Source organism: Pseudomonas sp. 9.2(2024), from assembly GCF_039695385.1.
In the GTDB taxonomy this organism is placed as follows: Bacteria; Pseudomonadota; Gammaproteobacteria; order Pseudomonadales; family Pseudomonadaceae; genus Aquipseudomonas; species Aquipseudomonas paraglycinae.
Genome location: NZ_CP155585.1, coordinates 4,482,544 through 4,502,499, shown reverse-complemented (window position 1 = coordinate 4,502,499; position 19,956 = coordinate 4,482,544). Strand labels below are relative to the sequence as shown.

Genomic DNA, 19,956 nt, shown 5'->3' with positions numbered 1-19,956 from the left:
TCTCTCGATGCGGGCATTTTTGTTTACGTCGATCTATCGGCGAAACACGCCCCGATCACTGATCGTCGAAATACCGCTCATGCCAATCCACCAGCGGTTGCGGCGAATTGAGTTTCTGGCCGTAGATCACCGAGTAGGACAGCACGTTCTGCACGTACTGGCGGGTTTCGTCGAACGGGATGCTTTCCACCCACACGTCGAAGCTCAGGTGGTCGGCGCCACGCAGCCACTGGCGCACGCGGCCGGGGCCGGCGTTGTAGGCGGCGGAGGCGAGCACGCGGTTACCGTTGAACTGGCTGTGCACCTGGCTGAGGTAAGCGGCGCCGAGCTGGATGTTTTTATCCGGATCGAGCACCTGCTGTGGCGAGGCCAATGGAATGCTGAACTTGCGCGCGGTTTCCTTGGCGGTGCCGGGCATCAGTTGCATCAGGCCGCTGGCGCCGACGCTGGAGCGGGCGTCGTCCATGAATGCACTTTCCTGACGGGTGATGGCGAACACCCAGCTCGAATGCAGGCCGCGCACCTTGGCTTCGCGCACCAGAGTGTCGCGGTGGGCCATCGGGAAGCGGATGTCCAGATCATCCCAGTACTGCGCCTGACTGATGGTGCGGATGGCCGGGAAATACCATTTCAGGTCGTAGGCCAGTTTCGCCTGGGCAACCATTTCGTCGCGGCTGAAATGCCGGCTGACGTGATACCACTCGCGGCGGCCGTCGACGATCTGCCCACGGGCGTGGAACTCCAGCGCACGACGCACGCCTGGGGTGTTGCGCACCTTGTTGATCAGCGCCTGACTGAGCACCAGCGGCTTGTTGTTCAGCGAGTACGGCGATTGTGAGCGGTCAGCGGCGAGGAAACCATAGAAATCCCGTTCCCGCGACAGATTTTTGTACAGCGTCTGCGCTTCCGGGTTTTGCGGTTGTGCCAGTTCCAGACTGCGGGCCTGCCAGTAGCGCCAGCGGTTGGTGGTGGCCAGATCCTGCGGCAGACGGCGGGTCAGTTGATAGGCGTCGTCCCAGCGCGCCAGGCGCAGCAGCAGTCGCAGGCGCCATTCGGACACGGTGTTGTCGCGCAGTTCCGGGTCGTACTTGGTCATCACGTCCAGCGCGCGGCTGTCGAAACGCCGAGCGAGGGTCAGGCCGATTTCCCGGGCGATCGCGACTTTTTCATCCCGTGAGAAATGCATGCTGCTGGCATAACCGTCGAGCAGGGCCATGGCCTTGTCCGGGTCCTGACGCGCGAGGCGGCGCAGACCGAGGCTGACCACGTCCGACATCGGTTCATCGGCCGGCGTGAAACGCGACGGCTGATTGAGCAGTTCCGGTTTCTGCGCCACGTCCACCAGCAGGCGGCCGCGCGGGGCGAGGGTGGTCAGGCCGTTGACCAGGCTGTTGGCCAGTGGGTAGTTGCGGTGCTGGGCGGCGAGTTTGGCGCGTTCCCAGCGTTTCTGTTCGGTCAACTGACCTTCGGCGGCCCACATGCCGAACAGCGCATCGCAGGCGGCGGGCTGGGATTTGCCGGTCAGCCAAAGCTTCTCGGCATTGGCGTAGCCCTCGGCCTTCTTGTTGTGGCTGATCTGGTACTGCGCGTTCAGGCAGTCGAGTTCGGTGAAATTCAGCTTAGGGTCGTAATACTTGACGAACGTCGCCCAGTCGCCGCGATCAGCCAGCCAGCGCAGCCAACGCAACTTCATCCAGTTGGCCTGGGGCAGGTCACCGTGTTCGGCGAGGAATTTTTCGATCTCCGCGTTGCTCGCGGTTTTCAGCCGGGCGGTCAGCTCGTCGTAAGCCAGGTATGGCTCCAGAGGATAATCAGCCAGAGCCTGGCTGTAACGGAAATACGGGCCGGTGTCGCCCTTGGCCAGGGCGCGTTTGGCTTCATCGTAATACTGGCGTTGGGTGGACAGGTCCACCGCCTGGGCGGATTGAACGGCAGCGGCGGAAAGCAGCAAACATGACAAAACACTGAAGAGGCGACTGCGCATGAGACATCCGGGCAGAGAAATCATGACAAGTGCCGGCCCAAAACCCGCACTGAATTGTCTGTAGCTTAGCCTTTTGCCAGCAGGGGGCGAAAGCTTTGCCGGCCTTGCAGCACAAGTTCGCAACAATTGTTGTGCAGAGTGCGTCAGCGGCGAAATTGCCGGCCTGCTCGGGCCCCGATTCAGGTAGAATGCGCGCCCGGTTTTTGGAGAAGCTCATGACCCTGCTCAAATTCAGCGATGTGTCCCTTGCATTCGGCGCGATGCCGTTGTTGGACAAGGTGTCCTGGCAGATCGCCCGTGGTGAGCGGGTGTGCATCATCGGCCGCAACGGCACTGGCAAATCCAGCATGATGAAACTGGTCAAGGGCGACCAGAAGCCTGATGACGGCTCGGTGTGGCGTGCCCCCGGTCTGAAAATCGGTGAATTGCCGCAAGAATTGCCGGTGGCCGACGAGCGGACTGTGTTCGACGTGGTTGCCGAAGGCCTCGATGGCGTTGGCGCCTTGCTCGCCGAATACCATCACCTGAGCCAGAACATCGTCACCGACGCCGATCTGGACAAGCTGATGCACGTCCAGCACGACCTCGAAGCCCGCGATGGCTGGCGCTTGCAGACTCTGGTCGACAGCACCCTGAGCCGCCTGCAACTGCCGGCCGACAAGACCCTCGCCGAACTGTCCGGCGGCTGGCGTCGTCGTGTGCTGCTGGCGCAGGCGCTGGTGTCCGAGCCGGATCTGCTGCTGCTCGACGAGCCGACCAACCACCTGGACATCGGTGCGATTGCCTGGCTTGAAGAAGCGCTGAAGGATTTCCAGGGCGCCGTGCTGTTCATCACGCACGACCGTTCCTTCCTGCAAAACCTCGCCACCCGCATCCTCGAACTGGATCGCGGTGGCCTGATCGACTGGAACGGCGACTACGCCAGTTTCCTCGTCCATAAAGAAGCCGCACTGGCCGCCGAAGAAACCGCCAACGCGCTGTTCGACAAGCGTCTGGCCCAGGAAGAAGTGTGGATTCGCCAGGGCATCAAGGCCCGTCGCACCCGTAACGAAGGCCGCGTACGTGCGCTGAAAGCATTGCGCGTGGAGCGCAGCGAGCGTCGCGAGCGCACCGGCAAGGCCAACATCCAGCTGGAAACAGCGGAGAAGTCCGGCAAGCAGGTGATGGTGCTGGATAACGTGAGCTTCGCGCATCCTGGCGGTCCGTTCCTGATCCGTGATTTCTCCATGGTGCTGCAGCGTGGCGACCGGATCGGTCTGCTCGGCGCCAACGGTACCGGCAAGACCACCCTGCTGAAACTGATGCTCAGCGGTCTGCAACCGACCAGCGGCAAAGTGGAAGAGGGCACCAGGATCGACGTGGCCTACTTCGACCAGTTGCGTCATCAGCTGGATCTGGAAAAGACCGTGATCGATAACGTCGCCGAAGGTCGCGACTTCATTGATATCGACGGCCAGAGCCGCCACGTGCTGAGCTACCTCGGCGACTTCCTGTTCAGCCCGCAGCGTGCCCGCACGCCGGTGAAGGCGTTGTCCGGTGGCGAGCGTGCGCGTCTGTTGCTGGCCAAATTGTTCAGCAAGCCGGCGAACCTGCTGGTACTCGACGAACCGACCAACGACCTCGATGTGGAAACCCTCGAGCTGCTCGAAGAAGTGCTGCTGACTTTCAACGGCACTGTGCTGATGGTCAGCCACGACCGGGCATTCCTCGACAACGTGGTCACCAGCACCCTGGTCTTCGAAGGTGAAGGCAAGGTTCGCGAATACGTCGGTGGCTATCAGGACTGGATCCGTCAGGGCGGCTCGCCGCGTCTGCTGGGCGTGACCGAAAGCAAGTCCGGCAAGGCCGACCTGAACTCGGCGGTGGTCACTGCCGAACCGGCTCCGGTTGCCGCGCCGGTTGCTGCGGCACCGGCTGCGAAGAAGAAGTTGAGCTACAAGCTTCAGCGCGAGCTGGAAGCGCTGCCGGGCGACATCGACGCTAAAGAACAGCAGATTGCTGCTGTCGAGGCTGAAATGGCCGAGGCCGGCTTCTATCAGCGTCCGCCGGCCGAGACGGCCAAGGTGATCGCTTCTCTGGAGCAGTTGCAGGCCGAGCTGGATGCACTGGTGGAGCGTTGGGCCGAGCTGGACGCCTGATTGTTTCAAGGCATGAAAAAGCCCGGCGTCCAGTGATGGGCGTCGGGCTTTTTTAGCTTTTCACAAGTGCCTGGGATCAGCGCTTGACCAGATGCACCGCCAGCACATCGCAAGGTGCGCCGTGCAGCACGTCGTTGGCGGTCGAGCCCAGCAACAGCGCCAGACCATGCCGGCCATGGCTGCCGACCACGATCAGGTCGCATTGCTGTTCCTTGGCGAAATGGTGGATTTCCTGACGCGGCTGGCCGTAGGTCAGGTGGCAGTTGGCGCCTTCGAGCTCGGTGTACTTGTGCTTCAGGCGTTCAAGGCGTTCCTTGGCCTGATCGAATTGCTGTTGTTGCAGTTGTGACAGATCCATCGGTACGTCACCGCCGAAGGCCATGGCCATCGGTTCGACGATATGCACCAGCGACAGCTTGGCGCCATTGCTCACCGACAGCTCTCGGGCGCGGTGGATCACAGGGTCGCACTCTTCGGTCAGATCTACGGCGACCAGGATATGGTGGTAGGGCATGAGGTGCTCCTCGTGAGGGATCAATATTGTTAAGTATGGCTGGTTTCAAGCGCATTGGTTCCAAAGTGACGCAATGGGCTCATGACAAAACGGGAGTAGAGATATGACGGTCTGGCTGGTGGTGTCAATCCTGCTGGTGGTGTTGAGTCCGCTGGCGTGGTTGCGTCCGTCACGTGCACAGAGTGGCCGGATAGCCTTGCGCACTGAGGCCCGACGTATCGGTCTGGCCATGCAGCTGGCGCCTCAGGAGTGGCCGCACTGGATGTCTCAGGAGCCGCCAAACCCGTGCGCTCAATACCATCGGCCACGCCGAGGCAAGCAGCCGGCGTGCTGGACGTATTGGCAGAAATCCCCGGGGGTTTGGGTGAATCAGTGGCAGGAAGTCTGTGACGATCCGCTGTTGCTCAATCATTTCGAAAAATTGCCGGGCAACGTTTTCAAGGTCGACGCCGACAAGCAGATGATCGCCCTCTATTGGGGCGAGAAGGGGGATGCGTCGGTTTTGCTGGATATTGATGCCACGCTGAAAGCGCTGGCATGACTTGCGGACTTTTCGCGCTGCAACGGTGCGAAACGTCCGGCAGACGCGCAATAAAAAGCCCGACATGATTCATCGGGCGGGGTTGGCCAGGCAGGCCGGAAATTCTTTTTGGCGTTGAACCGACGTCATCCGGTCAGCAAATCTGCGCCTGTTTTCCTTCGTAGTCCAGCCAGCGTAGCCTGTTAAACAAGGGTTGCGGTGAATTAGGGCGACTTTTCTAACTATTAATCTTATGAATGCCCTCACATGCAAGCGTGTGTGGCCGGGCTGCGTCCTACAGAAATGACCGCAAAGTCGAATTTCAACCCGTATTTGGGGCGATTGACAATTGTCGGAAATTCCGTGAAGGTGGCGTACCCAAATCAAACGGGCGTATGAATTGAGCGTTTGTATTGCAGACTGCTCCTACAGAATCCCGACTATCGCGTTGGCGGGTGTGCCGGGTGGATGAGTGTCAGCATCGACGAAAAAACGTCCTGCCGAGCCATTTGCCTGCGTCCGACGTGTACTGTTCAGCTTCCATATCGTGGAGATCAGTTGATGATTTACGAAGGTAAAGCCATCACGGTTAAAGCTCTTGAAAGTGGCATCGTCGAATTGAAATTCGACCTCAAGGGTGAGTCCGTCAACAAGTTCAACCGTCTTACCCTGAACGAACTGCGTCAGGCCGTAGACACCATCAAGGCAGATGCTTCGATCAAGGGCGTGATCGTCAGCAGTGGCAAGGACGTGTTCATCGTCGGCGCCGACATCACCGAATTTGTCGACAACTTCAAGCTGCCGGATGCCGAGCTGGTTGCTGGCAATCTCGAAGCCAACAAGATCTTCAGCGATTTCGAAGACCTCAACGTTCCGACCGTCGCCGCGATCAACGGCATCGCCCTGGGCGGCGGTCTGGAAATGTGCCTGGCAGCGGACTACCGCGTCATGTCGACCAAGGCCAAGATCGGTCTGCCGGAAGTCAAACTGGGCATCTACCCGGGCTTCGGCGGTACTGTGCGTCTGCCGCGCCTGATCGGTGCCGACAACGCCATCGAGTGGATCGCCGCCGGCAAGGAAAACCGTCCTGAAGACGCGCTGAAAGTCGGCGCCGTCGATGCCGTGGTTGCCCCTGAAAAACTGCAGGATGCCGCCCTTGAGCTGATCAAGCGCGCCGTCTCCGGCGAGTTCGACTACAAGGCCAAGCGCCAGCCTAAGCTGGAAAAGCTCAAGCTGAACGCCATTGAACAAATGATGGCTTTCGAAACCGCCAAAGGTTTCGTGGCTGGCCAGGCCGGCCCGAACTACCCGGCCCCGGTTGAAGCGATCAAGACCATCCAGAAAGCCGCGAACTTCGGTCGTGACAAGGCGCTGGAAGTCGAAGCCGCAGGTTTCGTGAAACTGGCCAAGACCTCTGCCGCGCAGAGCTTGATCGGTCTGTTCCTGAACGATCAGGAACTGAAGAAAAAGGCCAAGGCCTACGACGAAATCGCCAAGGACGTGAAGCAGGCTGCCGTACTGGGCGCCGGCATCATGGGTGGCGGTATCGCCTATCAGTCGGCTTCCAAAGGTACGCCGATCCTGATGAAGGACATCAACGAGCACGGCATCGAGCAAGGTCTGGCTGAAGCCGCCAAGCTGCTGGTCGGTCGCGTTGATAAAGGCCGCATGACCGCCGCGAAAATGGCTGAAGTGCTCAACGGCATTCGTCCTACGCTGTCCTACGGCGATTTCGGTCACGTCGACCTGGTCGTTGAGGCCGTGGTCGAGAACCCGAAAGTCAAGCAAGCCGTTCTGGCGGAAGTCGAAGACAAGGTCAAAGAGGACACCATCCTCGCGTCCAACACCTCGACCATTTCCATCAGCCTGCTGGCCAAGGCCCTCAAGCGTCCGGAAAACTTTGTCGGCATGCACTTCTTCAACCCGGTGCACATGATGCCGCTGGTGGAAGTGATCCGTGGCGAGAAGTCCAGCGAGCTGGCCATCGCCACCACCGTTGCCTACGCCAAGAAAATGGGCAAGAACCCGATCGTCGTCAACGACTGCCCGGGCTTCCTGGTCAACCGCGTACTGTTCCCGTACTTCGGCGGTTTCGCCAAACTGGTCAGCGCCGGTGTGGACTTCGTCCGTATCGACAAGAACATGGAAAAATTCGGCTGGCCGATGGGCCCGGCGTACCTGATGGACGTGGTCGGCATCGACACCGGCCACCACGGTCGCGACGTAATGGCTGAAGGCTTCCCGGACCGGATGAAGGACGACCGTCGTTCGGCCATCGACGTGCTTTACGAAGCCAAGCGTCTGGGTCAGAAGAACGGCAAGGGTTTCTACGCCTACGAGGCCGACAAGAAAGGCAAGCAGAAGAAAGTCGCCGATCCGTCGGTACTGGAAGTGCTCAAGCCGATCGTCTACGAGCAGCGCGAAGTCACTGACGAAGACATCATCAACTGGATGATGATCCCGCTGTGCCTGGAAACCGTGCGTTGCCTGGAAGACGGCATCGTCGAAACCGCCGCCGAAGCCGACATGGGTCTGGTCTACGGTATTGGTTTCCCTCCATTCCGTGGCGGTGCGCTGCGCTACATCGACTCGATCGGTGTTGCCGAGTTCGTTGCCCTGGCCGACCAGTACGCTGATTTGGGCGCGCTGTACCACCCGACCGCGAAGCTGCGCGAAATGGCCAAGAACGGCCAGAGCTTCTTCGGTTAAGCGCCCCCAACTAGAGTGAGAGTGAACTTATGAGCTTGAATCCTAGAGACGTCGTGATTGTCGACTTCGGTCGTACTCCGATGGGCCGCTCCAAGGGCGGCATGCACCGCAACACCCGCGCCGAAGACATGTCGGCGCACCTGATCAGCAAACTGCTGGAACGCAACACCAAGGTCGATCCTGCCGAAGTCGAGGACGTGATCTGGGGCTGCGTCAACCAGACCCTGGAGCAAGGCTGGAACATCGCGCGCATGGCGTCGCTGATGACCCAGATCCCTCACACCTCGGCCGGCCAGACCGTCAGCCGTCTGTGCGGCTCGTCGATGAGCGCGCTGCACACTGCTGCGCAAGCGATCATGACCGGTAACGGTGACGTGTTCGTGGTTGGCGGCGTCGAGCATATGGGTCACGTAAGCATGATGCACGGTGTCGATCCGAACCCGCACATGTCCCTGTACGCGGCGAAAGCCTCGGGCATGATGGGCCTGACCGCTGAAATGCTGGGCAAAATGCACGGCATCACCCGCGAACAGCAGGACGCCTTTGGCGTGCGTTCCCACCAGTTGGCCCACAAGGCGACTGTGGAAGGCAAGTTCAAGGACGAAATCATCCCGATGCAGGGTTACGACGAGAACGGTTTCCTGAAAACCTTCGACTACGACGAAACCATTCGTCCGGAAACCACCCTGGAAAGTCTGGCGGCTCTGAAGCCGGCGTTCAATCCAAAGGGCGGCACCGTAACGGCCGGTACTTCGTCGCAGATCACCGATGGTGCTTCGTGCATGATCGTGATGTCGGCACAGCGTGCGCAAGACCTGGGCATCCAGCCTCTGGCCGTGATTCGCTCGATGGCGGTAGCGGGTGTGGACCCGGCCATCATGGGCTATGGTCCGGTACCGGCTACTCAGAAAGCACTGAAACGTGCCGGCCTGGGTATCAACGATATCGACTTCTTCGAGCTCAATGAAGCGTTCGCCGCACAGGCCCTGCCAGTGCTGAAAGACCTGAAAGTGCTCGACAAGATGAATGAGAAGGTTAACCTGCACGGCGGCGCGATCGCCCTGGGTCACCCGTTCGGTTGCTCCGGTGCCCGTATTTCCGGCACTTTGCTGAACGTGATGAAGCAGAATGGCGGCACCTTCGGGGTGGCCACCATGTGCATTGGCCTCGGCCAAGGCATCTCCACCGTCTTCGAACGCGTTTAAGCGTCTCGTCGATGGAAGCCGGGGCCAAGTGCCCCGGTTTTTGTTTTTGCGGATTTATTTTTGTTTTTATTTTGAAAAAATTTGAGTGAGGGCCGAAGCATGCCGATACAACCTGGGCTCTACCAACATTACAAAGGTCCGCAGTACCGCGTATTCAGTGTTGCGCGGCATTCCGAGACCGAAGAAGAAGTGGTCTTTTACCAAGCCCTGTATGGCGATTACGGCTTTTGGGTGCGTCCCTTGAGCATGTTCCTGGAGTCCGTCGAGGTTGACGGGGAGCAGGTCCCACGCTTTGCTTTGGTGCAAGCCGAACCGAGCCTTTTTTCGAAGCCGTAAGGCGAGTGCGCGCAAAACCCTGCGCTTGACCTCACCTTGTAGCCACTATATATAGCGGTGCCGCGTCAGGCGCCAACCGCCTTTCACTTCTAGAATTCAGGAATTTTCTGATCCATGGGCAAATCGCTGGTCATTGTGGAATCCCCGGCTAAGGCCAAGACCATCAACAAGTATCTGGGCAACCAATACGTGGTGAAGTCGAGTATCGGCCATATCCGAGACCTGCCCACCAGCGGTTCGGCTAGCGCCAGCAAGGAGCCTGCCGCCAAGCGCGGCAAGGCTGCTGCGGGCGAAGCGCCAGCGCTGTCGCCGAAAGAGAAGGCGCGCAAGCAGCTGGTCTCGCGCATGGGTGTCGATCCCGAGCATGGCTGGAAAGCCAAGTACGAGATCCTCCCGGGCAAGGAAAAGGTCATCGAAGAGCTGCGCCGGCTCGCCAAGGATGCTGACACCATCTATCTCGCAACCGACTTGGATCGCGAGGGGGAAGCCATTGCCTGGCACCTGCGCGAAGCCATCGGTGGTGACGACAGCCGCTACAAGCGCGTGGTGTTCAACGAAATCACCAAGAAGGCGATTCAGGAAGCCTTCTCGGAGCCGGGCGAACTCGACATTGATCGAGTGAACGCGCAGCAGGCCCGTCGTTTCCTCGACCGCGTCGTCGGCTACATGGTCTCGCCGCTGCTGTGGGCCAAGATCGCTCGTGGCCTGTCTGCCGGTCGCGTGCAATCGGTTGCCGTGAAACTGGTGGTGGAGCGTGAGCGTGAGATTCGTGCGTTCAACCCGGAAGAGTACTGGGAAGTGCATGCCGATCTCGGCACCGCCAAAGGCTCGACCGTGCGTTTCGAAGTCGCTCGCGAGAAAGGCGAAGCCTTCAAGCCGCTGAACGAAGCCCAAGCCACCGCCGCGCTGGAGAAGCTCAAGTCCTCCAGCTACAGCATCGTCAAGCGTGAAGACAAGCCGACCAGCAGCAAGCCGTCGGCACCGTTCATCACCTCCACGCTGCAACAGGCCGCGAGCAACCGCCTGGGCTTCGGTGTGAAGAAAACCATGATGATGGCCCAGCGTCTCTACGAAGCCGGCTACATCACTTATATGCGTACCGACTCGACCAACCTCTCGGCTGATGCCGTGGCGATGGCGCGCGATTACATCGAAACCGAATTCGGCAAGAAGTACCTGCCAGAGTCGCCGAACGTCTACAGCAGCAAGGAAGGCGCACAAGAGGCTCACGAAGCGATTCGCCCTTCCGACGCCAACACCACGCCAGCCAAGCTGGCCGGCATGGAGCGCGACGCTGAGCGCCTCTACGAGCTGATCTGGCGCCAGTTCCTGGCTTGCCAAATGCTGCCGGCGCAATACCTGTCGACCACCGTCAGCGTCGCTGCCGGCGACTTCGAGCTGCGCGCCAAGGGTCGCATTCTGAAGTTCGACGGTTACACCCGCGTGCTGCCGCAAATCACCAAGCCTGGCGATGACGACGTTTTGCCCGACATGGCGCAGGGCGACGTGATGAAGCTGATCAAGCTCGATCCGTCCCAGCACTTCACCAAGCCGCCGGCCCGTTATTCGGAAGCCAGCCTGGTGAAGGAAATGGAAAAGCGCGGCATCGGTCGTCCTTCGACCTACGCAGCGATCATCTCGACCATTCAGGATCGCGGCTACGTGACCCTGCACAACCGTCGTTTCTATTCGGAAAAGATGGGCGACATCGTTACCGAGCGTCTGTCGGAAAGCTTCTCGAATCTCATGGACTACGGCTTCACCGCCGGCATGGAAGAGAATCTCGATGACGTGGCTCAGGGCGAGCGCGACTGGAAAAACGTGCTGGACGAGTTCTACGGCGACTTCAAGAAAAAACTCGAAGTGGCGGAGAATCCGGAAGCCGGCATGCGTGCCAACCAGCCGGTGATGACCGATATTCCATGCACCACTTGCGGCCGTCCAATGCAGATCCGTACTGCATCGACCGGCGTGTTCCTCGGCTGCTCGGGCTACAGCCTGCCGCCGAAAGAGCGCTGCAAGGCCACCGTCAACCTGGTGCCGGGCGACGAAATCGCGGCGGATGACGAGGGTGAGTCGGAATCCCTGGTACTGCGCGGCAAGCATCGCTGCCCGATCTGCAGCACAGCGATGGACGCCTACCTGCTCGACGAGAAGCGCAAGCTGCACATCTGCGGTAACAACCCTGATTGCGCCGGCTACGAAATCGAAGAAGGCAGCTACCGCATCAAGGGCTACGAAGGTCCGAGCCTGGAATGCGACAAGTGCGGCAGCGAGATGCAGCTCAAGACCGGCCGTTTCGGCAAGTTCTTCGGTTGCACCAACCCGACGTGCAAGAACACCCGCAAGCTGCTGAAGAGCGGTGATGCGGCGCCGCCGAAGATGGATCCGGTGAAGATGCCTGAGCTGAAATGCGAGAAGGTCAACGACACCTACATCCTGCGTGACGGTGCGTCCGGCCTGTTCCTGGCGGCCAGTCAGTTCCCGAAAAACCGCGAGACCCGTGCTCCGCTGGTGATCGAGATTCTGCCGCACAAGGACGAGATCGATCCGAAGTATCACTTCCTGTGTGAAGCGCCGCAGAAGGATCCGGATGGTCTGCCAGCCGTGATCCGCTACAGCCGCAAGACCAAGGAGCAATACGTTCAGACCGAAGTCGACGGCAAGCCGACAGGCTGGAAAGCGTTCTTTGACGGTGGCAAGTGGACGGTTGAAGACAAGCGTCCGGCGAAAGCCAAGGCTTGAGCAGGCGTTGATCTGAAGGTGTCCTGACTGGGCATCTTCAACACAAAAGGCCGCATGACAACCTTCGGGTTTTCATGCGGCCTTTTTGTTTAATGCTTGCGGTCGGATCGGCTGATCCATGACACTGTCCGGCCTGTGTGAAGCAATTATTTCGTTGTGGAGAGTGCCGACATGGCCCACGAGCTCTATACCCGTACCAATCAGAAGATCTATTTCGCGGGTTTGTCGCTGGAAGCGCTGGCCAGGGCCGAAGAGGGGCGGGCGATGAATTCGCTGGCGCTGATTCAGGCCGGGCGCGAATCCGCACTGTTTCATCTCTACGGTGCGTTGTTGGGGCTGTGTCATGAAATCGCCGGCTTCTACCGTCTGCCGCAAGCCAATGCGTCGCGGGCGGAAGCCTTGCTGACCCGCGAAGTGCTGGAGTCGATTGCCATTCCAGAGCTGGCGGAAATGATTGAGCTGGCAGGCAACCCGGAGACTTGGCTGGCTAAATTGCTGGCTGCGCACTCGGCGCTGTTTCAGCCACCACGGGTGCCACACAAACCGAAGGGCGATGTGACGCAGCCGTTGATTCAGACCGTGAATCTGGATGAAGAAGAGGTGGTTGAAGAGCTGAGCCGCGAAGAGCTCGAGAGCTGGCGGCAGAACCTCAAAGGGCTGGCGATTCGCTTCCGTGAAGGCTTGAACGAGTGCTGAGGAACTTTGGACTGGCGGCGACGAGAGGCGTGCTGCTGGTCAAGATCCCGAGCGAAGCCTGAATGATGTCTATATAATCCCTGCCTTTCGTGGAGAACAGACCTATATGCCAACGTCCTTTCTAGAAATTGTCGAGCTACCAGACGGCCGAATCGAACTGCGCAGAGCCGAGGACGAGGGTTCTCTGGTGACTCTGGATTTCTCCGAGGATGCCAAGGCGTTTCTGCAGGGCCAGCACGTTGAAATTGCCAAGGCGATGTTGAGCGTCGGCGTGCAAATGGCGGGGCGTATGGTTGAAGGCGAATTCGATAAGGATGAGGGGCCGCGGGTTCTTCATTGATCCGCTGTCTGTCAGTTACTGCTCCAGATCGGCTTCTCTATCCCTGGAGAAGCCCTGCGCTTTACATGGCGCGCATTGTTGCTGAATCACCCCAAACGAATGTTCAGGCTTTGAGCGTCCCCGGTGCGGGCGGCGCTGATCAGCTGTTGCCGTGACCCTGCGCTCAGTGTGTTCAGCCACGTGACGACCGTGTGGCTGCGGCCCAGGCGTAATGCTTCGCAGGCCAGTTGCTGGGCGCTTTGAGCGCCGCGCGGTTGTAACAGCAGGATGCGTTCGCGATTCAATCCTGCGTCCCGTAACCAGGTCTGGGTCAGGCTGGCAGGCGGTGCAATCAGGGTCAGCCAGCGTGCGTCCTGATCCTCGCTCAGTTCGCGAAGAATCGGTGCCAGCAGGCTCAGGCAGTTCCCGGTCGCGCCGCGCAGTGACAGCTCGCTGAACGCTTCAGGTTCGGTATTCCACGGACGCTCGACGACATCTTTGAGGATGGGGGCGAGGGGCTGCGCCAGAAATGCCTCGAACAACGGCAGTTGTGTTTGCTGAGGTACGTGTGGGAACTGCATAAAGCCTCCTTTAGCGGCGGATTACGCCGACACTCAAGCCTTCGATCACCAGTTCCTGGTCTTTCAGGTTGACTTCGATAGGGGCGAACTCGGGGTTTTCGGCAATCAGCCAGACTTTGCTGCCGTCACGCTTGAAGCGTTTGACGGTAACTTCGTCGCCGATCCGCGCAACCACGATCTGACCGTTGCGCGCCTCGCGGGTGGTGTGAACCGCCAGCAGGTCGCCGTCGAAAATGCCGATGTCCTTCATGCTCATGCCGTGGACGCGCAACAGATAGTCGGCGCGTGGATGGAAGAAGGCGGGGTTGATGTTGCAGGACTCTTCGATGTGCTGCTGGGCGAGAATCGGCGCGCCGGCAGCCACTCGACCGATGATCGGCAGGGTGGATTCGTCGACCTTGGCTTCGAAGCCTGGGATGCGAATGCCGCGAGAGGCACCGGGAGTCATCTCGATTGCGCCTTTGCGAGCGAGCGCCTTGAGGTGCTCTTCGGCCGCGTTGGGCGATTTGAAACCCAGTTCCTGAGCGATTTCCGCACGGGTCGGCGGGTAGCCGTTGTCTTCGAGGCAGCGTTTGATAAAGGCCAGAATCTCGGCTTGGCGTGGCGTCAGCTTAAGCATATTGATCGCTCTGTCTTTTTATACAGTGACTGGGATTATATACAGTGAAGCAGTCTTGGCAATGATCGTTTTTTGCCATGCCGCCGGACGGTCAGTGACGACGCTGATTAATGTGGCGTCCTTGTTGTGGTTAAATAACTGACCGACCATTCCCAAAACGAACTGGCAGGCTTGACAAGGCATAGGCTGAAACGTATGTTTCAAACAAGTGTTTGTCAGGCGGAGTAGCCATGGCCCAGTCGGAAACCGTTGAACGCATTCTTGATGCTGCAGAACAGCTGTTCGCGGAAAAAGGTTTCGCTGAAACCTCATTGCGTCTGATCACCAGCAAGGCAGGGGTCAACCTCGCTGCGGTGAACTATCACTTCGGCTCGAAGAAGGCGCTGATCCAGGCGGTTTTCTCGCGCTTCCTCGGTCCGTTCTGCATCAGCCTCGACAAAGAGCTGGAGCGCCGCCAGGCCAAGCCAGAGAACAAGCCTTCGCTCGAAGAGCTGCTGGAAATCCTCGTCGAGCAAGCGCTGGTGGTTCAGCCACGCAGCGGCAACGATCTGTCGATTTTCATGCGCCTGCTGGGTTTGGCGTTCAGTCAGAGCCAGGGACACTTGCGTCGTTATCTGGAAGACATGTACGGCAAAGTATTCCGCCGCTACATGTTGTTGGTGAACGAAGCTGCACCGCGCATTCCTCCGATCGAACTGTTCTGGCGCGTGCACTTTATGCTCGGCGCTGCGGCGTTCAGCATGTCGGGTATCAAGGCCCTGCGCGCGATTGCCGAGACCGATTTCGGTGTCAACACCTCCATCGAACAGGTGATGCGTCTGATGGTGCCATTCCTGGCAGCCGGCATGCGTGCCGAAACCGGCGTCACCGACACGGCCATGGCCACCGCGCAGTTGCGACCACGCAGCAAGTCCGCACCGGTACCTGCCAAGGTTTAACCGTCCATGGGTGGGCGCGGCAGCTGACATCCGCTAAGCTAGCCGCCCATGTCGACTCTCGTTCTGAACCCGTTTCTCATTGAAATCACCGACCCGCCGGGCAATGCCTCAGGTGGTGATTTCGTGGGCGACGGGTTTTTCGTTTTCAAGGAATCTCTATGACTGCTGGCCTGCAAGGCTCGTTGATGGTGGACGTCGCCGGTACCTGGCTGACGGCCGAAGATCGCCAATTGTTGCGCCAGCCCGAAGTGGGCGGCCTGATCATTTTTGCCCGCAACATTGAGCATCCACGTCAGGTGCGCGAGCTGAGCGCGGCGATCCGTGCCATTCGTCCGGATTTGCTGCTGGCGGTGGATCAGGAAGGCGGTCGCGTCCAGCGTCTGCGTCAGGGCTTCGTCCGTTTGCCGGCCATGCGCGCCATCGCTGATAACCCGAACGCCGAGTATCTGGCCGAGCAATGCGGCTGGATCATGGCCACCGAAGTGCTGGCGGTCGGACTCGACCTGAGCTTCGCGCCGGTGCTGGATCTGGATTACCAGCGCAGTGCCGTCGTCGGCACCCGTTCGTTCGAAGGCGACCCGGAACGCGCCGCGCTACTCGCCGGCGCATTCATCAAAGGCATGAACAGCGCCGGCATGGCCGCCACCGGCAAGCATTTTCCCGGCCATGGCTGGGCGGAAGCCGACTCCCACGTCGCGATCCCCAACGACGAGCGCAGCCTCGAAGAGATCCGCGCCAACGACCTGGTGCCGTTCGCCAGACTCAGCAAGCAACTGGCCGCGGTCATGCCGGCTCACGTGATTTATCCGCAAGTCGACACACAACCTGCCGGTTTCTCCCGGCGCTGGCTGCAGGACATCCTGCGTGGCGAGTTGCAGTTCGACGGCGTGATCTTCAGCGATGATCTGTCGATGGCCGGCGCCCACGTGGTCGGCGACGCCGCCAGCCGTATCGAAGCGGCACTCAGTGCCGGTTGCGACATGGGCCTGGTGTGCAACGACCGCGCAGCTGCCGAGCTGGCCCTGAGTGCCGCGCAGCGCATGAAGGTCAAGCCGTCGCCGCGCATCGCACGCATGCGCGGTCAGGCATTCGCCAATACCGAATACCGTCAGGAGCCGCGCTGGCTGACCGCTGTCGGCGCGCTCAAAGACGCTCAACTGATCGATTAAGGATTTTTTCGCTATGACGGTTTACGCAATCATCGGCGGCACCGGCCTGACCCAGCTGGAAGGCCTGAGCATTCGTCAGTCGCTGGCGGTGGATACGCCTTACGGGGCGCCATCGGCCGAAGTCCAGATTGGCGAATACGCCGGCAAGGAAGTGCTGTTCCTCGCTCGTCACGGTCATCCGCATCGCTTCCCGCCGCACAAGGTCAACTACCGCGCCAACCTGTGGGCGTTGAAGCAGGCCGGGGCCGAAGCGATCATTGCGGTCAACGCCGTGGGCGGGATTCATCCTGCAATGGGCACCGGACATTTCTGCGTGCCGCATCAGATCGTGGACTACACCAGCGGTCGCGAGCACACCTATTTCGCCGATGATCTGGAACATGTCACACACATCGACTTCAGCTTTCCCTACAGCGAACCGCTGCGTCAGCAATTGATTGCTGCGTTGGCCGCCGAAGGTTGCGAGTACAGCGATCAGGGCGTTTACGCCTGCACACAGGGCCCGCGTCTGGAAACCGTGGCCGAGATCGTGCGTCTGGAGCGTGACGGCTGCGACATCGTCGGCATGACCGGCATGCCGGAAGCGGCGCTGGCCCGTGAGCTGGATCTGGATTACGCCTGCCTGTCTCTGGTGGTGAACCCGGCGGCGGGCAAGACCACTGAAGTGATCACCATGACCGAGATCGAGCAGGCATTGCACGATGGCATGGGCAAGGTGAAGTCGACGCTGGCGCGCGTACTCAAGGGCTGATTCTGGCTCCGCAATGACTTGAATGAAAAGCGCTGAGGATCTCAGCGCTTTTCAAACTTGTCCGGCAACGGCGCAAACAGTGCCTCGATATCATCACTCTGCAGCTTCCAGTCCCCGGCCTTGCGCCCATCCAGCACGCCGGCCGCCAGGTCGGACTTTTCCTTCTGCAGATGCTGAATTTTCTCCTCGACCGTGCCCCGGGCAATCATCTTGTAGACAAACACCGGCTTCTCCTGACCAATACGATACGCGCGGTCGGTTGCCTGATTCTCGGTCGCCGGGTTCCACCACGGGTCGTAGTGAATCACCGTGTCCGCTTCCGTCAGGTTCAGGCCCACACCGCCAGCTTTCAGGCTGATGAGAAAGATCTGACGCTTGCCGCTCTGGAATTCCTTCACCGGTGTCCGCCGATCACGGGTCTGTCCCGTCAACAGCGCATAGGCGACGTTGCGTTTTTTCAGTTCGTCCTCGATCAGTGACAGCATCGAAGTGAACTGCGAGAACAGCAGAATCCGCCGGCCTTCCTCAAACAACTCCTCGAGCATTTCCATCAGGCTGTCGAGCTTGCCCGATGTGCTGCCGCGAGCGGGCAGGGTGGCGTCATTGACCAGGCGCAAATCGCAACAGACCTGACGCAGCTTGAGCAGCGCCTCGAGGATGATGATTTGGCTGCGGGCCACGCCTTTGCGGGTGATCTCGTCGCGAACCTTTTTATCCATGGCCAGGCGCATGGTTTCGTACACGTCGCGCTCGGCTTCGTTGAGCTCGACCCAATGAATGATTTCGGTTTTCGGCGGCAGCTCGGTCGCAACCTGCTCCTTGGTGCGGCGCAGCAGGAACGGTTTGATCCGACCGTTGAGGTGCTGAAGTCTGACTTCGCTGGCGCGTTTTTCAATCGGCACGCGGTAATCGGCGTTGAAGCTTTTGACGTCGCCGAGCCAGCCGGGCAGCAAGAAGTGAAACAGTGACCACAGTTCACCCAGATGGTTTTCCAGCGGCGTCCCGCTCAGACATAGGCGCTGACGCGCATTGAGTTCACGGGCAGCCTGGGCGGCTTTGCTGTTCGGGTTCTTGATGTACTGCGCTTCGTCGAGCACCAGTACGTGCAGCGGCTGCTGGGCCAGACGCTCGACATCCTTGGGCAGCAGCGCATAGGTCGTGAGGATCAGGTCGTAGTCGGCCAGATGCTCGAAATGCTTTTTACGGCTGGCACCGTACAGTGCGACAACCTTGAGCTGTGGCGTGAAGTGCGCCGCTTCGTCGAGCCAGTTGGGAATCAGGCTGGTGGGCATTACCACCATGCACGGCCGATCCAGACGCCCGGCGTTCTTTTCGCTGAGAATATGCGCCAGTGTCTGTAGGGTTTTGCCCAGGCCCATGTCGTCCGCGAGAATCCCGCCGACTTCAAGTTGTCGCAGCGACTGCATCCAGCTCAAGCCTTCGAGCTGATAAGGACGCAGCGTCGCATTCAACCCCTTCGGTGCTTTGGCACTGTAATCGCGGATATCACGCAAGCGCTGGGCGAAGCTGCGAATCTGCTCGCCACCCTCCCACAGCAGCGGAATACCTTCCAGCGAATTCAGGCGCGTGGCGTCGGCCTTGCTCAGGCGCAGGGTGGTTTCGCCCGGCTCCTGCAGATAGAACTCGCCAAGGGTCGCCAGTACCGGTTTCAGCCGGCCGAGGGGCAGGGCGACTTGCAATGGTCCGTGCTCGCTGTTGCGTTGCGGGATGTTCACCAGAATCAGCTCATCGTCGCGACGGCGGGCGAGACGTTCCGGATTAAGTATTTCCGTGTGCGAGCGCATCAGGTTGAGCAGGATCGGCAGCAGGCTCAGGCGCTCACCGTTGACGATGATCCCCAGCTCCAGATCGAACCAGTCGCGTTCCGGCGTCTGCTCGACAGTGGCGTACCAGTCGTCGACGGCGGTCAGGTCGAAACCGAATTCATCGTCGACCAACAGCTCCCAGCCTTGGGTGCGCAGTTTCGGCAGATCGTTGAGGGTGAACGTCAGCCACGCGCTGTCGTTGACCATCTCGTAGAGTTCGCCGGCGCTTTCCGGCAGGGCCTTGCTCTGCCGGGTGGCGATGCGGAAGCCGAGAATTCGCAGCTGCTCGCGGTAGCTTTGTTCGACGTCCGGGTGGCGTTTGACCCGCAAGGTCTGGGCTTCCTGGCGAATCAGAATGTCGCTGTTCTTCTGGCCGCTGACGTATTCGTCGAGATAGCTGAAGGACAGCGCCGCACGGTGCTGGATGTAGCGCTGCATCTTGCCGTTGCGCGGTTCGAACGCGCTGAATTCGACGCTGGCCAGCCACAGGCGCGGTACCGGTTGCACATTGTCCACCAGCACTTGCGGTGGCGCCTTCGGGCTGCGGTTTTCCAGGACGGCCTGGAGTTTTTCCAGCAGTTCGGCGTCTTTGGCGGCGGCGGGGTATTCGAGGGTTTCCTGCACTTGCAGCAATACCGCCGCACAGTGTTTGCAGTTGCTGTGGACTGGGCAGGTGCAGGTGGCGTCGACCATCAGCAGCGTGCCTTTGGCTGACTCGCGCAGATGAATCGTCTGACGGTAGACGTTACCGCCAGAGCCTTCGCAGCTGGCGGTAATGGTCGCGTCGCCGACCTGTACGAATCGCACCCGGTTTTCCAGCGCGTAGCGGCGGCCACGTTCCAGGCTTTGTTCCTTGAATCGGCTGACCCAGGAGGAGGCCAGCGGTTTACTCAGTGGCGGGGGCAT

Annotated in this window: 16 protein-coding genes; 11 read left to right on the top strand and 5 right to left on the bottom strand. The window is 60.0% G+C overall.

What is annotated here, in order from left to right:
* Window positions 1–55 precede the first annotated feature (55 nt).
* A complete protein-coding gene (locus ABFB52_RS20165; protein ID WP_007953066.1) occupies window positions 56–1,984 on the bottom strand; it encodes a transglycosylase SLT domain-containing protein in 1,929 nt (642 codons plus the stop codon).
* Between the two features lie 215 nt (window positions 1,985–2,199).
* Between ABFB52_RS20165 and ABFB52_RS20160 the strand changes: the two genes are divergently transcribed.
* On the top strand, window positions 2,200–4,122 hold the full coding sequence (locus ABFB52_RS20160; RefSeq protein ID WP_064381114.1) for an ATP-binding cassette domain-containing protein: 1,923 nt from the start codon (window positions 2,200–2,202) through the stop codon (window positions 4,120–4,122).
* Between the two features lie 76 nt (window positions 4,123–4,198).
* Here the strand turns inward: ABFB52_RS20160 and ABFB52_RS20155 are convergent, their stop codons facing one another.
* Entirely contained in the window at window positions 4,199–4,636 is a 438-nt protein-coding gene (locus ABFB52_RS20155; RefSeq protein WP_011335197.1) for a universal stress protein, read from the bottom strand.
* 103 nt (window positions 4,637–4,739) lie between these two features.
* On the opposite strand from ABFB52_RS20155, the gene ABFB52_RS20150 reads away from it, so the two are divergent.
* From ABFB52_RS20150 to ABFB52_RS20120, 7 genes are all read left to right on the top strand, one after another.
* On the top strand, window positions 4,740–5,177 hold the full coding sequence (locus tag ABFB52_RS20150; RefSeq protein ID WP_129973225.1) for a hypothetical protein: 438 nt from the start codon (window positions 4,740–4,742) through the stop codon (window positions 5,175–5,177).
* 540 nt (window positions 5,178–5,717) lie between these two features.
* Window positions 5,718–7,865 carry a fatty acid oxidation complex subunit alpha FadB gene (gene fadB / locus ABFB52_RS20145; RefSeq protein ID WP_129973226.1) on the top strand — a complete coding sequence of 716 codons (2,148 nt, stop codon included), beginning with the start codon at window positions 5,718–5,720 and terminating at the stop codon, window positions 7,863–7,865.
* Between the two features lie 29 nt (window positions 7,866–7,894).
* Entirely contained in the window at window positions 7,895–9,070 is a 1,176-nt protein-coding gene (gene fadA, locus ABFB52_RS20140) for an acetyl-CoA C-acyltransferase FadA (protein WP_007953060.1), read from the top strand.
* Between the two features lie 99 nt (window positions 9,071–9,169).
* Window positions 9,170–9,406 (top strand): DUF1653 domain-containing protein, encoded by a 237-nt coding sequence (locus tag ABFB52_RS20135; protein WP_007953059.1) that lies wholly within the window; start codon window positions 9,170–9,172, stop codon window positions 9,404–9,406.
* Window positions 9,407–9,520: 114 nt separating this feature from the next.
* Complete coding sequence (gene topA, locus ABFB52_RS20130; protein WP_007953057.1) at window positions 9,521–12,151, top strand: type I DNA topoisomerase; 2,631 nt, start codon at window positions 9,521–9,523, stop codon at window positions 12,149–12,151.
* A 171-nt stretch (window positions 12,152–12,322) separates the two neighbouring features.
* Window positions 12,323–12,847 carry a DUF6586 family protein gene (locus tag ABFB52_RS20125; protein WP_085748342.1) on the top strand — a complete coding sequence of 175 codons (525 nt, stop codon included), beginning with the start codon at window positions 12,323–12,325 and terminating at the stop codon, window positions 12,845–12,847.
* 106 nt (window positions 12,848–12,953) lie between these two features.
* Window positions 12,954–13,187 carry a hypothetical protein gene (locus ABFB52_RS20120; RefSeq protein ID WP_007953047.1) on the top strand — a complete coding sequence of 78 codons (234 nt, stop codon included), beginning with the start codon at window positions 12,954–12,956 and terminating at the stop codon, window positions 13,185–13,187.
* A gap of 86 nt (window positions 13,188–13,273) precedes the next feature.
* On the opposite strand, the gene sulA is transcribed toward ABFB52_RS20120, so the two are convergent.
* A complete protein-coding gene (gene sulA / locus ABFB52_RS20115; RefSeq protein ID WP_085748343.1) occupies window positions 13,274–13,747 on the bottom strand; it encodes an SOS-induced cell division inhibitor SulA in 474 nt (157 codons plus the stop codon).
* A gap of 10 nt (window positions 13,748–13,757) precedes the next feature.
* Complete coding sequence (gene lexA, locus ABFB52_RS20110; protein WP_007953044.1) at window positions 13,758–14,366, bottom strand: transcriptional repressor LexA; 609 nt, start codon at window positions 14,364–14,366, stop codon at window positions 13,758–13,760.
* A gap of 230 nt (window positions 14,367–14,596) precedes the next feature.
* Between lexA and psrA the strand changes: the two genes are divergently transcribed.
* The 3 genes from psrA to ABFB52_RS20095 all read left to right on the top strand — a co-directional run bounded on the left by psrA (window position 14,597) and on the right by ABFB52_RS20095 (window position 17,224).
* Window positions 14,597–15,304: a transcriptional regulator PsrA gene (psrA, locus tag ABFB52_RS20105; RefSeq protein WP_085613122.1), complete on the top strand. Its 708-nt coding sequence runs from the start codon at window positions 14,597–14,599 to the stop codon at window positions 15,302–15,304.
* A 170-nt stretch (window positions 15,305–15,474) separates the two neighbouring features.
* Window positions 15,475–16,473, top strand: coding sequence for a beta-N-acetylhexosaminidase (gene nagZ, locus ABFB52_RS20100; RefSeq protein ID WP_178082625.1), 999 nt, complete (start codon window positions 15,475–15,477; stop codon window positions 16,471–16,473).
* Window positions 16,474–16,486: 13 nt separating this feature from the next.
* Complete coding sequence (locus ABFB52_RS20095) at window positions 16,487–17,224, top strand: S-methyl-5'-thioinosine phosphorylase (protein WP_129973228.1); 738 nt, start codon at window positions 16,487–16,489, stop codon at window positions 17,222–17,224.
* 41 nt (window positions 17,225–17,265) lie between these two features.
* On the opposite strand, the gene ABFB52_RS20090 is transcribed toward ABFB52_RS20095, so the two are convergent.
* Entirely contained in the window at window positions 17,266–19,956 is a 2,691-nt protein-coding gene (locus tag ABFB52_RS20090) for a DEAD/DEAH box helicase (RefSeq protein ID WP_129973229.1), read from the bottom strand.

Coding starts and splice junctions, on each gene's coding strand:
- ABFB52_RS20135 (WP_007953059.1), top strand. CDS start 9,170: ATGCCGATACAACCTGGGCTCTACCAACATTACAAAGGTCCGCAGTAC.
- ABFB52_RS20125 (WP_085748342.1), top strand. CDS start 12,323: ATGGCCCACGAGCTCTATACCCGTACCAATCAGAAGATCTATTTCGCG.
- ABFB52_RS20160 (WP_064381114.1), top strand. CDS start 2,200: ATGACCCTGCTCAAATTCAGCGATGTGTCCCTTGCATTCGGCGCGATG.
- ABFB52_RS20165 (WP_007953066.1), bottom strand. CDS start 1,984: ATGCGCAGTCGCCTCTTCAGTGTTTTGTCATGTTTGCTGCTTTCCGCC.
- fadB (WP_129973226.1), top strand. CDS start 5,718: ATGATTTACGAAGGTAAAGCCATCACGGTTAAAGCTCTTGAAAGTGGC.
- ABFB52_RS20095 (WP_129973228.1), top strand. CDS start 16,487: ATGACGGTTTACGCAATCATCGGCGGCACCGGCCTGACCCAGCTGGAA.
- psrA (WP_085613122.1), top strand. CDS start 14,597: ATGGCCCAGTCGGAAACCGTTGAACGCATTCTTGATGCTGCAGAACAG.
- ABFB52_RS20150 (WP_129973225.1), top strand. CDS start 4,740: ATGACGGTCTGGCTGGTGGTGTCAATCCTGCTGGTGGTGTTGAGTCCG.
- ABFB52_RS20090 (WP_129973229.1), bottom strand. CDS start 19,956: ATGCCCCCGCCACTGAGTAAACCGCTGGCCTCCTCCTGGGTCAGCCGA.
- sulA (WP_085748343.1), bottom strand. CDS start 13,747: ATGCAGTTCCCACACGTACCTCAGCAAACACAACTGCCGTTGTTCGAG.
- fadA (WP_007953060.1), top strand. CDS start 7,895: ATGAGCTTGAATCCTAGAGACGTCGTGATTGTCGACTTCGGTCGTACT.
- topA (WP_007953057.1), top strand. CDS start 9,521: ATGGGCAAATCGCTGGTCATTGTGGAATCCCCGGCTAAGGCCAAGACC.
- ABFB52_RS20120 (WP_007953047.1), top strand. CDS start 12,954: ATGCCAACGTCCTTTCTAGAAATTGTCGAGCTACCAGACGGCCGAATC.
- lexA (WP_007953044.1), bottom strand. CDS start 14,366: ATGCTTAAGCTGACGCCACGCCAAGCCGAGATTCTGGCCTTTATCAAA.
- ABFB52_RS20155 (WP_011335197.1), bottom strand. CDS start 4,636: ATGCCCTACCACCATATCCTGGTCGCCGTAGATCTGACCGAAGAGTGC.